16 protein-coding genes are annotated in these 16905 nt (G+C 61.9%); 3 read left to right on the top strand and 13 right to left on the bottom strand.

Annotated elements, in window-relative coordinates:
* Positions 1–9: 9 nt before the first annotated feature.
* The gene (locus RMO89_RS03585; RefSeq protein WP_310531265.1) at positions 10–978 is read right to left on the bottom strand and encodes a thiamine pyrophosphate-dependent dehydrogenase E1 component subunit alpha; all 969 of its coding nucleotides are present in this window, start codon (positions 976–978) and stop codon (positions 10–12) included.
* Between the two features lie 276 nt (positions 979–1254).
* Between RMO89_RS03585 and RMO89_RS03580 the strand changes: the two genes are divergently transcribed.
* A complete protein-coding gene (locus RMO89_RS03580; protein ID WP_310531263.1) occupies positions 1255–2847 on the top strand; it encodes an AMP-binding protein in 1593 nt (530 codons plus the stop codon).
* Positions 2848–2860: 13 nt separating this feature from the next.
* On the opposite strand, the gene RMO89_RS03575 is transcribed toward RMO89_RS03580, so the two are convergent.
* The 3 genes from RMO89_RS03575 to RMO89_RS03565 are packed head-to-tail and all read right to left on the bottom strand — an operon-like array spanning position 2861 to position 5467.
* On the bottom strand, positions 2861–3892 hold the full coding sequence (locus tag RMO89_RS03575) for an NADP-dependent oxidoreductase (protein WP_310531262.1): 1032 nt from the start codon (positions 3890–3892) through the stop codon (positions 2861–2863).
* Between the two features lie 37 nt (positions 3893–3929).
* Positions 3930–4712, bottom strand: a complete 783-nt coding sequence (locus RMO89_RS03570; protein ID WP_310531261.1) for a glucose 1-dehydrogenase — start codon at positions 4710–4712, stop codon at positions 3930–3932.
* Complete coding sequence (locus tag RMO89_RS03565; protein ID WP_310531259.1) at positions 4712–5467, bottom strand: glucose 1-dehydrogenase; 756 nt, start codon at positions 5465–5467, stop codon at positions 4712–4714. Before RMO89_RS03565 ends, RMO89_RS03570 begins: the two co-directional genes overlap by 1 nt.
* Positions 5468–5556: 89 nt before the next feature.
* On the opposite strand from RMO89_RS03565, the gene RMO89_RS03560 reads away from it, so the two are divergent.
* On the top strand, positions 5557–6972 hold the full coding sequence (locus tag RMO89_RS03560; RefSeq protein ID WP_310531258.1) for an aldehyde dehydrogenase family protein: 1416 nt from the start codon (positions 5557–5559) through the stop codon (positions 6970–6972).
* Positions 6973–7620: 648 nt separating this feature from the next.
* The gene (locus RMO89_RS03555) at positions 7621–8553 is read left to right on the top strand and encodes a HEPN domain-containing protein (RefSeq protein WP_310531257.1); all 933 of its coding nucleotides are present in this window, start codon (positions 7621–7623) and stop codon (positions 8551–8553) included.
* 38 nt (positions 8554–8591) lie between these two features.
* Here RMO89_RS03555 and RMO89_RS03550 read toward each other — a convergent pair whose 3' ends face one another.
* Genes RMO89_RS03550 through RMO89_RS03510 form a run of 9 tightly spaced genes read right to left on the bottom strand, consistent with a single transcriptional unit; the run spans position 8592 to position 16896 of the window.
* On the bottom strand, positions 8592–8816 hold the full coding sequence (locus RMO89_RS03550; RefSeq protein WP_310531256.1) for a DUF2274 domain-containing protein: 225 nt from the start codon (positions 8814–8816) through the stop codon (positions 8592–8594).
* Positions 8813–10009: a TrbI/VirB10 family protein gene (locus RMO89_RS03545; protein WP_310531255.1), complete on the bottom strand. Its 1197-nt coding sequence runs from the start codon at positions 10007–10009 to the stop codon at positions 8813–8815. The genes RMO89_RS03550 and RMO89_RS03545 overlap by 4 nt, the downstream gene beginning before the upstream one ends.
* Positions 10006–11028: a P-type conjugative transfer protein TrbG gene (gene trbG / locus RMO89_RS03540; protein WP_409035508.1), complete on the bottom strand. Its 1023-nt coding sequence runs from the start codon at positions 11026–11028 to the stop codon at positions 10006–10008. Before trbG ends, RMO89_RS03545 begins: the two co-directional genes overlap by 4 nt.
* Positions 11025–11708, bottom strand: a complete 684-nt coding sequence (trbF, locus tag RMO89_RS03535; protein ID WP_310531254.1) for a conjugal transfer protein TrbF — start codon at positions 11706–11708, stop codon at positions 11025–11027. Before trbF ends, trbG begins: the two co-directional genes overlap by 4 nt.
* Before the next feature lie 5 nt (positions 11709–11713).
* Positions 11714–13030 carry a P-type conjugative transfer protein TrbL gene (gene trbL / locus RMO89_RS03530; protein WP_310531253.1) on the bottom strand — a complete coding sequence of 439 codons (1317 nt, stop codon included), beginning with the start codon at positions 13028–13030 and terminating at the stop codon, positions 11714–11716.
* Position 13031: 1 nt separating this feature from the next.
* Positions 13032–13361: a putative entry exclusion protein TrbK-alt gene (trbK-alt, locus tag RMO89_RS03525; RefSeq protein WP_310531252.1), complete on the bottom strand. Its 330-nt coding sequence runs from the start codon at positions 13359–13361 to the stop codon at positions 13032–13034.
* A gap of 4 nt (positions 13362–13365) precedes the next feature.
* Complete coding sequence (trbJ, locus tag RMO89_RS03520; protein WP_310531251.1) at positions 13366–14139, bottom strand: P-type conjugative transfer protein TrbJ; 774 nt, start codon at positions 14137–14139, stop codon at positions 13366–13368.
* Positions 14140–14144: 5 nt separating this feature from the next.
* On the bottom strand, positions 14145–16616 hold the full coding sequence (gene trbE / locus RMO89_RS03515; protein ID WP_310531250.1) for a conjugal transfer protein TrbE: 2472 nt from the start codon (positions 16614–16616) through the stop codon (positions 14145–14147).
* Positions 16617–16620: 4 nt separating this feature from the next.
* Positions 16621–16896 (bottom strand): VirB3 family type IV secretion system protein, encoded by a 276-nt coding sequence (locus RMO89_RS03510; RefSeq protein ID WP_310531248.1) that lies wholly within the window; start codon positions 16894–16896, stop codon positions 16621–16623.
* Positions 16897–16905: the final 9 nt, after the last annotated feature.

The raw sequence follows: 16905 nt of genomic DNA, 5'->3' as shown, positions 1-16905 counted from the left end.
ACCCTTGTATCAGTACTTCACGTAAACATCTTTTTCGAGGTCGGCTGCCGTCGGGAAGCTGGCCTCGCTTGCGGTCCGCACACAGTCATCGATGAGCGCCGCGACTTCGCTGTCGACCTCGTCGAGCTGCTCCGCGGTCAGCAAAGCTGCGCCGACGACCTTTGCGCGGAAGATTTTCAGCGGATCGTCATCGCGAATGGTGCGCTCGCGTTCTTCGGCGGTGCGATAGAGCATGGCGTCGCCGGCAAAGTGCCCGCCAAACCGCTTGCAGGTAACTTCGACGGTATAGGGCCCTTTGCCGGCCCGCGCATGTTCCACCGCCTCGGCCACAGCTTCATTCACGGCGAAGAAATCGCGCCCGTCAACGCGCACGGCGGGCATGCCAAAGGCGGCTGCGCGCCCGGCAATATCCTTGGAGCCGACCGCATAATCATGCCCAGTGCCTTCGCCAAAGCCGTTGTTCTCGAAAATGAAGATGACCGGCAATTGCAAGACAACGGCAAGGTTCATCGATTCAAAAACCGTGCCCTGGTTTGAGCCGCCATCCCCCGTAAACGACACCGCGACCGAGCCATCGCCCTTGGTCTTGGCGGCCAGTGCTGCCCCAACGGCCAATGGCGGCGCGCCGCCGACAATGGCGTTTGCACCGATCATGCCCTTGTCGAAATCTGCAATATGCATCGAGCCGCCTTTGCCGGTGCAAACACCATCCCGGCGGCCATAAATCTCATGCATCATGCCGCGCACATCGACACCCTTGGCGATGCAATGGCCATGGCCGCGATGGGTGCTGCCAATCCTGTCGGCATCGGACAGGTTCATGCAGACACCGACTGCTGAAGCCTCCTGGCCGGAATAGAGATGGACGAAGCCGGGAATGTTGCCCGCCTCGAATTCCGTGAACACGCGCTCTTCGAAGGCCCTGATGGTCCGCATCAAGCGGTAGGCCTTGACCAGCTGGCTTCGCTCCAGTTGCAACAGATCCTCCCTCTCATTCGGCACAAAGGCCGGCAGCGGGCCGCGCCACGCCGATTTGGTCCGGGATAACGCAATGCATGGCCATGCACCAGTCTTTTTTTGACTTGTGAATCATAGATCATATCATTAGCGTGCGGCGTTGCGGAAAAGCAGGAAAACTGGCACTTTCTGACCAGGTGCTGCCGACCGGAAGCGAATGGTTGCGATATGGCGGGGATGCCCGCTCGTCGCTCTGATCACGCGCTTTGAGAGGCTCATAAAGAGAGATTCGCGGAAATGATCTGGAAGCTCCGGCAAGTGGAAGAGGCGGCAGTCTATCGCGCAAATGGCGTCTGGCTCGACCGGACCCTCGCCGACGATGCGCGCGACTGGGCAGAACGCGATAGCTTGCGAGATATATTTATTGGCGGGGACCGGCCCATAACCTGCGCCGATGTGCTCAGCGACGCCGAGAACTTGAGCGCGGCGTTGCAGGAACTTGGCATACAGCAAGGCGATTGCATCAGCCTGATGGTGCCGAACTGGCCGGAGGCCGGAGTCGTCAACCTTGCGGCGGCGCTGATGGGTTTTGTCATCAACCCCATCGTACCCATTTACCGCGATGCCGAGACCCGGTTCATCCTGCGTGATTGCCGAAGCCGGGCCATGATCATTCCAACCAGCTTTCGCGGCTTCGACTATGCCGCAATGCTGCAGCGCATTGCCGCCGACTTGCCCGAATTGCGGCATATCATTACCATGCGGGGCACTAGCGAAGGCACTATCGCTTACGAAGACCTGCTGGAATCCGGCAAGCGCCGTCCCACGAGTTGTCCGAATGTCGATCCTGACGGGTTGAAGATGGTGATGTACACCTCTGGCACAACGGGTGCGCCCAAGGCCGTCCTGCACAGCCACAACACCCTGGCCCGTGCCGTCCATGCCAGCGCCGCGCATTGGGCCATCGGCAGCGATGATGTCGTGCTGATGCCCTCACCCGTGACTCATGTCAGCGGCTACAGCAACGGGCTGGAGCGACCGTTCCAGTCAGGTACACAAACGGTTCTGATGGAGAGCTGGAACGCCGATCAGGCGGTTACCTTGATCGACCGGTATAATTGCAGCATGACTGTTGCCGCCACCCCATTCCTGCAGGAATTGGTGGATGCGGCTGAGCGCAATGAATCGCGGTTGCCATCGTTCCGGGTGTTTGCTTGTGGCGGGGCCGCCGTCCCTCCCGAATTGATCGAAAAAGCCAATCGCAGCTTTGCCCACGCTTGCGCCTTCCGGGTCTATGGCAGTTCGGAAGCACCTTTCGTCACCTTGGGGGCCACGCCAACAGACCCACCGGAAATGGCCCGCGATACCGATGGCCGCGTCGTCGATTATCAGGTCAGGCTGATCGGTGAGGATGGCAAGGACACCGCCGAGGGAGAGATAATCGTCAAGGGGCCTGCCCTGTTTCTCGGCTATGGCGATCCTGAACAGACAGCGGAGAGCTTCACCGACGACGGCTATTTCACAACCGGTGACATCGGGCGGTTTGATGAAAACGGCGGCCTCGTCATTACCGGTCGCAAGAAGGATCTCATCATCCGTGGCGGCGAGAACATCAGCCCGAAGGAAATCGAGGATGCGCTGCACCGCCACCCGGAAATTATCGAGGCAGCCGTCGTCTCTGCCCCGCACCCCCGGCTTGGCGAGGGTGTGTTCGCCTTCCTGATCCTGCGCGAAGGCTGCTCGGCCAGCGTTGATGAACTTGGAACCTTCCTCACCGGACAAGGGCTGGCCCGCCAGAAATGTCCGGAACGCATTGCCGTGGTCGATGATTTCCCGCGTACGGCCTCCGGAAAAGTCCGCAAGGACCAACTCAGGGCACTGATCAGCTGAAGTCGTGACGGTATCAGAGCCGCAGCATCATCTTGCCAAGGTTGCGCCCGTCGAAAAGCTTCAGGAAGCCGGGTACAGCCTGTTCGATACCTTCTTCGATCTGTTCGCGGAAGTGAATCTGTCCCTCCCGCTCCCACCGGGCCAAGTCCGCCAGCGCTTCGGGAAAGCGATCAGCATAGGTCAGCACGGTAAAGCCCTCGATCCTTGCCGATTTGGCAATCAGCTTGAACAGGTTGGTCAACGGCGGCGGCGGAGCGGTCAGGTTGTACTGTGAAATCAGCCCGCACAGCGGAACGCGTCCTCCGGGGTTCAGGCAATCCAGCGCGGCGTCCAGCTGAATGCCGCCGACATTGTCAAAGAACACATCGATCCCATCCGGTGCTGCCGCCTTGATTGCCCGAGTGAGGTCGGCGCACGACAAGCCGCGATAATCGATCGCCGCATCGAGCCCGAACTCATGGGTCAGCAGCGCGCACTTTTCGGCCCCGCCCGCTATGCCGATGACTTTGCATCCCTGTATCTTGGCGATCTGCGCAGCGATGGAGCCGACAGCTCCTGCCGCTGCTGATACCAGCACGGTCTCGCCTGCCACGGGCCTGCCAATGTCCAGCATGCCGAAATAGGCGGTAAGGCCAGTCGCCCCCAACAGGCTGAGGTGATGGCTGGGACTTGACGTTGCCGCCGGATCGACCAGCCGCGTCAACGGTCCTGGCCGGCACAAGCTGAACTCCGCAACGGTATGAAAGCCAACAATGTAACTGCCGACTGGAACCCACGGCACGCGAGACGCGACCACTTCTCCAAGCGTCGTGGTTGTCAGTGGGGCGCCCAACTCGATCAAGGCAACATAGCTGTCGACTTGCGAGAGGCGCTGGCGCAACCCTGGATCAAGCGACACATAGGTATTGCGAACAAGGAACTCGCCGTCAGCCGATTCGGGGATCGGTTTCTCGATCACCGCAAAGTCGTCTGAGACGGGCGCTCCTTCAGGGCGGCGATGCAAGACGACTTCACGATAAGTCGTCCGCGCACTGGAAGATGGCATTGATATTCTCCGCTAGTCAGGTGGGCAGTCCCGGCGCTTAGTTGAGCGCCAATCCGCCATCGATATTGAGCGTTTGCCCGGTGACATAAGCACTGGCGTCCGAGGCAAAGAAGACAGCAGCCGCAACGTGATCGTCCGGGACCGACAAACGGCCAAGGGGAACAGACTTGGCCATCGACGTGTCGATATCGCCCCCGGGCACCGTCGCAGCATCGCTGTAGAGCTGCTTCACCCTATCCCACATCGGCGTGACCACTCCGCCCGGAGCCAAGGCGTTTACCCGCACGCCATGCGGGGCAAAGCCAAGCGCTGCCGACTGCGTCAAACTAATGACCGCCATCTTGCTCGCGGAATAGACAACGCTGCTGGGATTGCCGCGCCGCCCCGATGACGAGGCAATGTTGATGATCGAACCGCTGCCCCGAGCAACCATGCCGACCCCCACCGCTTGGGTGACGAACAGCAGTCCTTTGACGTTGACGGCAAAAATGCGGTCGAAATCTGCGGCGGTTATCTTCAACCAGGGCTGGAGGCCGTAAAGGCCAGCCGAATTGACAAGGACATCGATCTTGCCTGCTCGTTCGATTACCAGATCGACCATCGCCGCAATCGAGTCCTCCTTGGTTACATCAAGTTCGACCCCGAAAGCCTCACCACCCAAGTCCGCAGCAGCTTGCTGCGCATCAGCGCCACTGACATCGGCGAGACAGACCACAGCGCCTTCAGCAGCATAGCGCCCCGCGATGGCCTGCCCGATGCCGCCCGCGCCGCCGGTAATAACGGCAACCTTTCCCGCAAGTGCACCCATATCGTTTCCCATCACAAAGTGCTGCACAAGTGACCGCCATCGGCGGCAATGACCGAGCCGGTCATATAGGATGAAGCATCCGATGCCAGCAGCAGCAGCGGGCCAATCAACTCCTCAGGCGAGCCCAGCCGGCGTTGGGGAACCCGGCTTATCAGGGCCTTGCCGGCATCCGTTTCCAGAAACGAGCGGTTGAGATCGGTATCGATATAGCCGGGCGCCAGCGCGTTGACCCGGATCCGGAAGCGGGCAAGTTCAAGGGCCATCGACTTGGTCAGCTGGATCAATCCGGCCTTGGAGGTCGCATAACCGGCAACCTGTCCTGCCTGACGTTCTCCAAGGATCGAGGCGATATTGATGATCGAGCCGCCGCGGCCATCATCGCGCATGCGCCGTGCAACCGCCGTCGAGACAAGAAATGCCCCTTTAAGATTGGTATCGATCACGTGGTCCCAATCGTCCTCGGTCTGGTCAAGAACGGGCTTCGCCAAAGTCACGCCCGAATTGTTGACCAGCACGTCAATCTGTCCTGCCTCTGCGATTGCCCGTTCGACCGAGGCTTTGTCGGTCACGTCCATCTCGACGATGCGAACGTCGCCGCCGCGCTCGGCGATCGCTTTTGCCACGTCGGCAAGCTTGTCACGCCGCCGCGCCGCCAGAATGACCTGCGCCTTTGCCTCGGCCAGCGATCGCGCGAAGAAGGCCCCAAGCCCACTCGAAGCACCTGTAATCAGGATGGATTTGCCTGTGAGGTCCGCAGAAAACGTCATATCCATCCTTGGTGACTTATGATTCACTATTCATTATTGGTGATTTGTGTCCTATATGCAAGGCGTCAAAACCAAACCGGGAGATCATCATGCGTGACTGTCTGCAGTTCTATATCGACGGCAAGTGGGTTGACCCGATTGTCCCGAAAACGGCAGACGTCATCAACCCTGCCACCGAGGTCGTTGCCGGGCGCATCTCGCTCGGTTCGGTTGCCGACATTGATCTGGCCGTTGCAGCAGCACGCAAGGCATTTCCCACTTGGTCACTATCATCGCGCGAACAGAGGCTGGATCTCCTGCTGGCGATCCAGTCCGAATATACCCGCCGCCATGGTGAGCTGGGGGATGCCATTACCGAGGAAATGGGAGCGCCCAAGTCGCTGGCCCATGGCTTCCACGTCGGGCTTGGTGCCGGGCACTTGCAAACTGCGATCGAATTGCTGCGCGAATTCCAGTTCGACGAACAGCGCGGCTCAACGATGATTTCCCGCGAGCCGATCGGCGTCTGCGGCATGATCACGCCTTGGAACTGGCCGATGAACCAGACCTGCGTGAAGATATTTCCCGCGCTTGCCGTCGGCTGCACGATGATCCTCAAGCCGCCTCAGCTCGCTCCGTTCTCCGTGCAGATTCTTGCCGAGATCCTGCATTCGGCCGGGGTTCCGGCCGGTGTCTTCAACATGGTTCAGGGCAGTGGCAGCGTGCTCGGCACCGCACTCACCACCCATCCCGACGTTGACATGATCTCGTTCACCGGCTCAGAATCCGTTGGCGTCCAGATTACGAAAGACGCCGCCGAAACAGTGAAGCGTGTCGGTCTCGAGCTTGGCGGGAAGAGCGCCTATATCGTGCTCGATGACGCCAGCATGGCCGAAAAGGTAGGTGCCGCGACCGCCGCCATGATGGGCAATTCCGGTCAGACCTGCAGCGCTGGCTCGCGTTTGCTGGTGCCCTCAGCACGACTGGAAGAGGCAATCGCAGTCGCCTCCGCCGCAGCCAGTACCGTGACCGTCGGTAATCCGACGGGCAACGTAGCGATGGGGCCGGTAGTCTCCAAAGGCCAGTACGACATCATCCAGCAGTATATCGAGACGGGCATGTCCGAAGGTGCAAGGCTGATTGCCGGCGGTCCCGGTCGGCCCGAAGGCCTGGACAAGGGATGGTTCGTGCGCCCCACCGTTTTCCTGACAACAAACGATAGCGTAATTGCGCGGGAAGAGATTTTCGGTCCAGTACTGGTCATCATCGCCTACGATGACCTCGATCATGCTGTCGAAATCGCCAACGACAGCAACTTTGGCCTCGCAGGGTACGTTGATGGTCTTGACGTCGAAACCTGCCGGTCAGTAGGCCGCAGGCTTCGCGCTGGCTGGATCGGCATCAATGGCGGTTTCGACTTCCACGCCGCCTTTGGCGGCTACAAGCGAAGCGGAAACGGCCGCGAATGGGGCGAATTCGGCTTCCATGAATATCTCGAGATCAAGAGCTTGGTCGGATACGCCTAGGCCACTCGCGAACTTTTGACGGTACCGACGTACATTCAATTTCAGCTTCGATGCCAACTACTCGTTGGCCCACTCAATGCGAGAGTTAGAAACGCCGAAGCAAAGGGCTCCCTGACAATCGTGAGCAGTGCGAAGCTGGACGCGAAGCCCATTTATTCATGGCGAAAACACCGATTGGCTCGGCTTTTCCTGGTTGGTGCAAAGGGAGCTCGGCGCCATATCCGGACAACGGACTGCACAAATCGGAGCTAGCGGAGCGGGTTCAGCATCAGCGTACGCATTGGCCCGTTTAGGTGCCAGCGAGATGCGCCTGTAGGACCCTGTACCCGGTCGCGCGGCAGAACTGGCAGTCCGCCTTGCATAACCACTAGATTACTGGACTTTTTCGTTCCTAAATTTGAGGACAGAAGGTGACGTCGGGGAAGCCCAACTTCAGCGATGATTTCAACCGAGATGCGGAGCACAGATCACCTCCATCATTTAGAGACGGTTTAGTGCCATGTTTGCTTCGACATTTGTTGCTATCGGGTGCGGGTGACCGTTCGCTGAGTAAGTGTTAACCTCAAAGGTCCATTCCTGAGGAAATTGCAACAGTAACTCCCCAGAGAGGGCTGGGCATATCAGGTCTTTGCCTGCTAGGTTTGCAGCATGCGCACCGACCTCGACCACCTGCCAGCCAACAAGCAGCGCGAGCTTGAGCGTGTGGTGCAGATTCTGTTCGAGGAATTCGAAGACAGCTTCGCGCTCGCCAAGCACGAATGGAAGAAGGCCGGGCGGATACTCAAGGTGATCCTTTACGGCTCCTACGCGCGCGGTGGATGGATCGACGAGCCGCATACCGCCAAGGGCTACAAGTCCGACTTCGACTTGCTGATCATCGTCAGCGACAAGCGGCTGACCGACCGGGTCAAGTATTGGGCCAAGCTCGATGACCGGCTGATGCGCGAATACGGCATCACCGGAACGCTGAGCACGCCAGTCAATTTCATTGTCCATACCTTGCAGGAAGTGAACGACGGCCTCGCGCACGGCCGTTACTTCTTCATGGACGTCGCCAAGGACGGAGTGGCGCTCTATCAGAGCGACGACATCGAACTCCACACGCCCAAGCCCAAGACACCGAAGCAGGCGCTCGCCATGGCACAGGAGTATTTCGACGAGTGGTTTCCCAGCGCAATGCAGCGCTTCGAGCTTTCGAGGCTCGGGATTGAGCGAGGGTTCTGCAAACCCGCAGCGTTTGATCTGCACCAGACTGCTGAGTTCCTTTACCACTGCGTTCTGCTGGTTGTGACCTTCTACACGCCTCACGTTCACAATCTTGGCTTCCTGCGAACACAGGCCGAGCGTCTCGATGCCCGCCTAACCTATGTCTGGCCAGCCGATACCCGCAAACACCGAGCATTGTTCGAGAAGCTCAAGGAAGCATACGTCAAGGCGCGCTATTCCAAGCACTACCGTATCAGCGAGGAAGAACTTACTTGGCTCAGCGAACAGGTCGAGGAACTCGGCCGTGTCGTGCACGAAATCTGCACGGAAAGGCTGGCGCTCCTCGGAAAGCAGCTAGACAAACCAAAGCTCTAATCATTTCGAATTCGAGTTCGACTTTCACCACCTTCAGATCAGACCTTTGTCCCTCTACGTATCCGCGCAAACTCCCGATCAGTAGCCATGAACCGCTCGATCATCGGCGGGATCAACCGCTCCGGTGCTGGCGCGCCCTTAGCATCACCGCCATTCAGGACGGCGGCATAGGCACCCAGTTCGCGGTGCAGCTTTGCCGAAATCTCGACGGTAATGCGAACTGGTTTTTCGTCGGCCAGATCGGCCAGCTTCAGCCGCGTCACTGCCCTTCTCCCAGCACCAGATCACGTGTCACGAGGACACGAACCGGCGCGCCGGGCCGGATGGTGAGCGTGGGTCTCACGTTAAGTTCACGGCTCACGATCTGCTCGCCGGCGCGATTGACGCTGTCCTGCGTTCCGCGCCTGATTGCACGGGTCAGTTCGCCATCACTCCCGGACCCAATCTCAGAACCGATGCCCAGCAGCGTCGATACCAGGGCTGCCTTGAGCATTCCTCCCCAGTGATAATCGGTCCCATCCTGCAGGCCGGCAAAGCCGCGCGGGTCAACGCCCGGCTGGCGCTCAAGCACGATCGAGCGCCCATCAGGCAGGATAAGCCGGTTCCAGGCGAGCAGGACCCTGCTTTGCCCAAACGAGACATCGGCATCGTATTCGCCAATCAGCCGCGAGCCCTGCGGTATCAGCAGTATCCGCCCGGTCGGACTGTCATAGACGTTCTGTGTGACTTGCGCAGTCACCAGTCCGGGCAAGTCCGAGCGAATGCCGGTGATCAGCGCTGCAGGTATGACCGAACCAGCTTGCAGGATCGCAGGCGACGCGAGCCCACTCAACCGCTCGGCAGACACGGTCCGGCGGTCACTGACGCGTTCGAGAAAGGCCTGCTTCCTGCCAGCTTCGCTCTGGGAAGCGGCGGCGGGGACAGCGGGACCTTCTGTGGTCGCCACATTCCCGATCATGCCCGCGCTGCTGCTCCCGGCTGTCCCGCCACCAAAGAACAGACGGCTCGCACGCGCAGATTCTCGCTCCTGCTCGGCGCGCTGGCGTGCCGCATTGGCGGCGCTCACTGCGGGATTGGCTGCAACCTGAGGGTTGCCAACCGGGGGCAAGGCGGCAACGTCGCCGCGCCGTTGTGCATCGAGAATTGGCTTGCCGAGATCGCCGGGCAGCGGCGGTCCGAGCTTCGGCACTGACCCATAGTCCTTCGGCGCGCCGGCAAGGTTGTCCGCTACGGCTACACCATCGGTGTTGTAGAGTTCATCCGCCGCTTTGCGCCCCTGCGGTTGCAATGCGTAGATGAGAGCGCCCCCGACGACAGCGAACCCGCAGGCCGAAGCCATGCCGATGGCCTTGCGAGACAGGCGCATGACGCGCGGCGGATCTCCGCGCAGCTTCACCGCGGCTTCGGCGTCCATCACCGGCTCGCCTCCTGCCGGGGCCAGATCCTGATCAGTCATGCCCGCCCCCGCCTGTTTGAGGTGATACGGACGGACTTCTGACCCTTGCGCCCGCCAATCCGCAGCTCAGCCTTGGTGAACAGCCGGTCGACGATCATGTAGCGACCCGAGACCCGGTAGTTGACGAGCTCGGCATCACCGCCAGTTCCGATCACGAACAACGGCGGAAGCTCGCCTTGTGCGGCGCCTTCGGGAAACTCGATGAACACGCGAATGCCGTCATCGAAGGCGCGCAACGGACGCCACTCAGCCTTGTCACCATCGATTGCGTAGCGGAAATTGAGCCGCGAGAGGTCCATGCCTGCCGCGACCGGTGCCATGCGCTCCGCCGCCGCACGGGTCTGGCGCAAGGCGATCAGCGCATCCTGCGGATAGGTCCAGGAAACCGAGGCCATGTAGACCGACGGACTGGCGCGCAGTTCAACATGGTAGGTGCGCCTGTCGGTATTGATCACGAGGTTGGTCGTAATGTCCGGCCGTACTGGCTTTACAAGGATATGGACCCGCGCATTGGCTCCTACTCCGCTCACCGTGTCGCCAATCATCCAGCGCACCGTATCGCCGGAAGCCACTGGTCCTGTGCCGACAAGTTGCTCTCCTTCCTGCAAGGCAATGTCGGTCACCTGCCCGGGCTTGGCGTAGATCTGGTAAAGCGCGCCTTCGGTATAGGGAAAGACCTGGATCGCGTTGATGAACCCGGTGCGTGCGGGCTGGACCCGCGCGGCCTCCATCGCCGCTCCCACCCTGTCCCGAAGAGTGGGGCGACTCTGGGACGGGCGGGAGCGACCCGCGGCGTGGGGAGGGACGCGCCGCGGAACAGATTGGATTTGTGTTGCTGGTTTACGCACCGCCGGGGCGGCAACAGTAGTCCCAGAAGAATGGTGCGCCTGCGATGACTCGCTTGAAATCGCAGGCGCTGCAGGCTGGTCCATGGCCTGCGTAGGGGAAGTAAGAACTGTGCTCGCCGCAAGCATCGTAATGATGGCGCAGCGTCGTGCCCTGAGGAGATTGCTGATCATGATCCGAGTTCCTTCGACCAGTTGATGGCATTGACGAAGATGCCGAGCGGGTTCTTGCGCAGGGCATCGGGAGTGCGTGGGGGCTGGACGACGGTCGTCAGGATCGCGGTCCAGCGGCTCGTCTCGGCAAGGCTGCCATCGCGGTAGCGGCGTTCGGCCCAGGCGACGCGGAAGCTCGTAGGGGACGCGCGGATGACACTGGTGACGTCCACCCCGACCTGCTCCTTGCCGATACGCGCAAACGGGTCGTTGGTGCGGGCGTAGTCATTGAGCGCAAGCGCACCCTTGTCGGTGGCGAAATCGTAGGCGCGCAGCCAGTTCTGCCGGACCACGATCGGGTCTTCGGGAATGGCGCGGACCTGTTCGATAAACCGGGCAAGGTGGAACGCAATCTGCGGATCGCTCGGGCTGTAACCCGCTTCGGCAGGTGCAATCGCCTGCGCCTCGCCGAGTTTGTCGACCTGCACCACCCATGGAACGATAGAGCCGCGCGCACCCTGCCAGATGATCCCTGCGGCCAGGCAGCTCGAAAGCCCAAGCGCGCCGAAGAAGGCGAGCCGCCAATTGCGCGCCTGCAGGCGGGCGGAGCCGATACGGTCGTCCCAGACCTGCGCGGCGCGCTGGTAGGGCGTCTCGGGCTCAGGTGTCTTGCCGTAGCGGATCGAGGGTCGTCGAAACATGGCTATCAGTCCTTTTCCGAAGTGTCGATGGAAGCGCCGCCGCCGTGGCTGTCGCCGGCCTTGAGCGTGTGGGCAGCAAGTGTGGCGCTGTGGGCCAGCGTCTGCCGGTCCTTCATCGCCTTGGCCCAGGCAGGTTGGCCTTGGTCGCCATCGGCGGGCGGCGAAGGCGGCGTATTGGGTCCGGGTGTGATCGTGCCGCCGGTGTTGGTGATCGCGGCGCGGCTGCCGTCGCGGAACGATTGGCGCATGGAATCGCCTGCATTTCGCAGCGGGGAGGTTGCAGCGCCAACTGCGGCATCGCCCACAGCAGCCATGCCCGAACCGACGGCAGCGGCTCCGGATTTACCGGCCGAGCCAAGCGCATAGGCCATGGTCGCCCCGCCGGCCGCGCGCGAGGTGCCGTGCGCCACGTTGGACGCGGCACTGGCGACGGCGCCGCCTGCCATGCGGGCACCGGCAACCGTGCCGACTGCCGCGCCCCCTGCAAGCAGTGCCGTTCCAGCAGCAGCGCCGGCGCCAAGCTGCGGTCCACCCGAGACGATGCCATTGGCAATGCCAGGGCCGAAAATGCCAAGCCCGAGCAGGGCCAAGCTCGCGAGCACGATGGACAAGGCATCCTCGATCGTCGGTTCACCCGAAATCGCGCTGGTGAACTCGGTAAAGATGGTCGACCCGATCCCGACGATCACCGCGAGCACCAACACCTTGATGCCCGAAGATATGACATTGCCGAGCACACGTTCGGCCATGAAGGCGGTTTTGCCGAACAGCCCGAATGGGATCAGAACGAAGCCGCAGAGCGTAGTCAGCTTGAACTCGATCAGGGTGATGAACAGCTGGATCGCCAGGATGAAGAAGGCGATGATGACGATTGCCCAGGCGACCAGCAGGATGACGATCTGGAGGAAATTCTCGAAGAAGCCGACGAAGCCCATCAGGTCCGAGATTGCATCCAGCAGCGGACGGGCGGCATCGAGACCAACCTGCGCCACCCTGCCGGGCTGCAGCAGCTCAGCCGCCGTGAACCCGGTGCCGCTCGCCTTCAGACCAAGCCCCGCAAAGCTCTCAAAGACGATGCTGGCAAGGTTATTCCAGTTGCCGATTATGTAAGCAAAAATGCCGACGAACAACGTCTTCTTGACGAGGCGGGCGATCACATCGTCCTGCTCGCCCCAGGTCCAGAACAAGGCCGCAAGGGTCACGTCGATGACGATCAGCGTTGTCGCGATGAACGCGACCTCGCCCTGGAGCAGGCCAAAGCCGCTGTCGATGTAGCGCGAGAAGATGTCGAGGAAACGGTCGACGACGCCGGTGCCACCCATGTCACCCGCCCTTTGCTGGTTGTGGATCGGCGGGCGCCGCGGTCGGAGCACCGTCCTCTGCCACAGGATCGACAGGCCTGGGCTTGTCACCGAGGAAGCGGCGCCGCTTTTCCGCCCAGGCGGCAAGGCAGGCGGGAACCTCCAGCGCCTGTTCACCCATCGCCGCACAATCACGCAACATCGCATCCAGCGGATCGCCTTCGTCATCGGTGACGTATTCGATCTCGGGTACCGTGCGGACGGGCCCTTGGCGCAGTTGAAGCGCGGTCATGGTGAGCGCAATGGCCACAAAGGCCCCTGCCCCGATCCGCGCGAAGAGCTTGGTGTCCACCGCCTCAGTTCCGAAACATCTGGACAGACGTGCCGATGTAGCCGCGTCCCGGCGTCAGGAACCGGCGCAGTTGCTCACGCGCCTGGGCCTTGGCCGCAGCACTGCTTGCGGCATCGAGCGTCTGCGCCCGACCCAGCGCAGTGACGCTGGCAATCAGGTCAGCAAGCTGCTGCGCCTGGACCGCGAGCAGCTGGTTGCCGGCTTGTGCCGCTTGCAGTGCGCCGGTGGCTGACTGGCTCGCGGTAACAAGATCGTTCACCGCGCTGCGCGTGCCCTCAATGTTGGCCACTGCGCCAGCCTGGACCTTGAGTGCGTCCTCGAATGCGGCGACACTGTTCTGCCAGCGGCCTTCCGCGCCCTCCACCATCGCGCGCTGCGGCGCGGTCAGGTCGATCGACTTGTACTGGCGCGCGAACTCGCTCTGGATCTGCTGGACATTGTACGCCATCCGCTGCGCCTGCCCGAGCAGTGCTTGCGTCTGCTTGATCTGCTGCTGGAGCGGCGCCAGCACAGTGACCGGCAAGCTCGCAAGGTTGCGCGCTTCGTTGATCAGCGAGGTCGCCTGGTTCTGCAATGAACGGATCTGGTTGTTGATCTGTTCGAGCGTGCGCGCCGCAGTGAGCACGTTCTGCGCGTAATTCGAGGGATCGTAGACGATGCCGCCGAACTGGGCATAGGCAGGTGCAGGCACCAACGCCGTGGCAGTCAGCGACAAGATTGCGGCTCCGGCTGCCAGTGCATGGCGAAGCCCCGTGCTTTTCTTATGACTCGATTTCATGGGCACTACTCCTTGGGTTGGCCCGAGGGGACCCGGGGGTTTCGGGCTGGGGGAACGGATTGCGGTGCAGGCAGCATGTCGGCGGCCCAGGCGAGGCGGCGATGGCGTAGCCATTGGCGCGCAAAGTCATCAGCCCCGTGCGCCTGCGTCAGTTCGCCGATCGTCAGCTGATCGGTCTTCGACGAAGTGGCGGTGAACGCGAGCGCGACTTCGCCCAGGCCCAGTTCGAACAACCGGTTGCCGCGTGCGGACTGGCAGTAATAGTCGCGCTTGGGAGTCGCCCGGGCGAGGATCTCGATCTGGCGATCGTTGAGCCCGAAGCGTCGGTAGATCGCCAGAATCTGCGGCTCGGCCGCCCGCTCATTGGGCAGAAATATGCGGGTCGGGCAGCTTTCGATGATGGCCGGCGCAATTGCGCTCGACTCGACGTCGGCCAGGCTCTGGGTTGCAAAGACCACGCTCGCGTTCTTCTTGCGCAGCGTCTTCAGCCATTCGCGCAGCTGCGCGGCAAACGCCGGGCTGTCGAGCACCAGCCAGCCCTCGTCGATGATGATCATCGTCGGCGAGCCGTCGAGCCGTCCTTCAATGCGGTGGAACAGGTAGGACAGCACCGCCGGGGCAGCCGCTGATCCGGTCAGGCCTTCGGTTTCAAAAGCCTGGAAGGTGGCTTCGCCCAGATGCTCGACCTCGGCATCGAGCAGCCGTCCGAACGGCCCGCCGATGCAGTAAGGGGCCAAGGCCTGCTTGAGGGACTGCGATTGCAGCAATACGGCCAGTCCGGTCAGCGTGCGTTCTGCAACCGGTGCGGTGCTGAGCGACGTAAGGGCAGACCAGAGATGCTCCTTGGTGACCGGATCGACGGTGACACCTTCAGAAGCGAGAATGGCCTGTAGCCACTCGGCCGCCCAATTGCGCTCGGCAGCTTCATTGATGCGCGCCAGCGGCTGCAACTGCACAGCGCCGTCACTCTCATCGGCAAGGCTGGTGCCAAGATCCTGCCAGTCGCCGCCGCAGGCGAGCGCGGCCGCGCGGATCGAGCCGCCAAAATCAAACGCGAAGACCTGCGCACGTTCATAGCGCCGGAACTGCAGCGCCATCAGCGCGAGCAGCACCGATTTGCCGGCACCTGTTGGCCCAACGATCAGGGTGTGGCCAACGTCGCCGACATGAAGCGAGAACCGAAACGGGGTGGAGCCTTCTGTCCGTGCATAGAACAGCGGCGGCGCGCGGAAGTGCTCGTCCCATTCAGGCCCGGCCCACACGGCGGATAGGGGGATCATGTGCGCCAAGTTGAAGGTTGAGATCGGCGGTTGCCGGACGCTGGCGTAGACATGACCGGGAAGTGATCCGAGCCAGGCTTCGATCGCATTCATGCCCTCGATCACGCACGTGAAGTCGCGCCCCTGGATGACCTTCTCGACCAGCCGCAGCTTTTCCGCTGCCAGCGCGGGATCCTCGTCCCAGACGGTAACGGTAGCGGTGACATAGGCCTGACCAACATGGTCAGCGCCCAATTCCTGGAGCGCGGCGTCGGCATCGGCGGCCTTGTTCGAAGCGTCGCTGTCGACGAGGACCGAGGCCTCGTTTGTCATGACCTCCTTGAGGATCGCGCCGACCGACTTGCGCTTGGCGAACCACTGCCGCCGGATTTTGGCCGTAAGCCTGGTCGCATCAGTCTTGTCGAGCATGATCGCGCGGGTCGACCAGCGGTAGGAAAAGGCGAGCCGGTTGAGCTCGTCGAGCAGCCCCGGGAATGTCGCGCTCGGGAAGCCGATCACCGTCAGGGTCCGCAGATGCGTCTTGCCGAGCCGCGGCTCGAGCCCGCCCGTGAGCGGTTCGTCGGCCAGCAGCGCATCCAGATGCATGGGGGTTTCGGGAACGCGAACCCGGTGGCTGCGGGTCGAAATGCAGCTGTGCAGATAGGTCAGCGTTTCGCTGTCATCGAGCCAGGCGACCTCGGGAACGAAGCCTTCGACCAGCCGTAGCAACCGGTCAGTGCGATCGACGAACAGTTCGAGTAGCTCTTGCGGATTGACGCCTGTCTCGGCCTTGCCCTCGTAGAGCCAGCTTTCAGCGCGGGCCGCATCTTCGGCCGGTGGCATCCACAGCAGCGTCAAAAAATAGCCGCTCTCGAAATGCGCGCCTTCCTCGGCAAACTGGGCGGCGCGTTCACGCTCGATCAGAGCGGATGCCGGGTCGGGAAAATCGCTCGATGGATAATCCTGCGCCGGGCGGCGCACCGCCTCGACGAAGATCGCCCAGCCAGAGCCGAGCCGGCGCAGCGCGCTGTTGAGCCGCGCAGTCGTCGCGATCAGTTCTGCCGGCGTGGCGCTATCGAGATCGGGACCGCGAAAGCGCGACGAGCGCTGAAAGCTGCCGTCCTTGTTGAGGACCACGCCGGGTCCGACGAGCGCCGCCCATGGCAGGAAGTCGGCGAGGCGGTCGGCCTTGTTCCGGTATTCACGAAGCGAGAGCATCGGTTCAGACCCTCAGATAGCTGGGAAAGCGCAGGTGCCGCCGCGCGACATCGACAAATTGTGGATCGCGCCGCGCCGCCCAGACCGACGCCATGTGGCCGAGAGCGAAGATCACGAGGCCCGCGATCCAGAGGCGCAGGCCAAGGCCGATGGCCCCTGCCAGCGTTGCGTTCGCAATCGCGAGGCCGCGTGGCGCGCCGCCGAGCAGGATGTGCTCGGTCAGCGCCCGGTGGACAGGTACTGCGTAGCCCGGCACTGCTTCGGGAGCCTGCGCGTCCATCAGACCTCC

The organism is Novosphingobium sp., assembly GCF_031424035.1.
GTDB lineage: Bacteria > Pseudomonadota > Alphaproteobacteria > Sphingomonadales > Sphingomonadaceae > Novosphingobium.
This window is presented reverse-complemented; position numbering and strand designations above follow the sequence as displayed.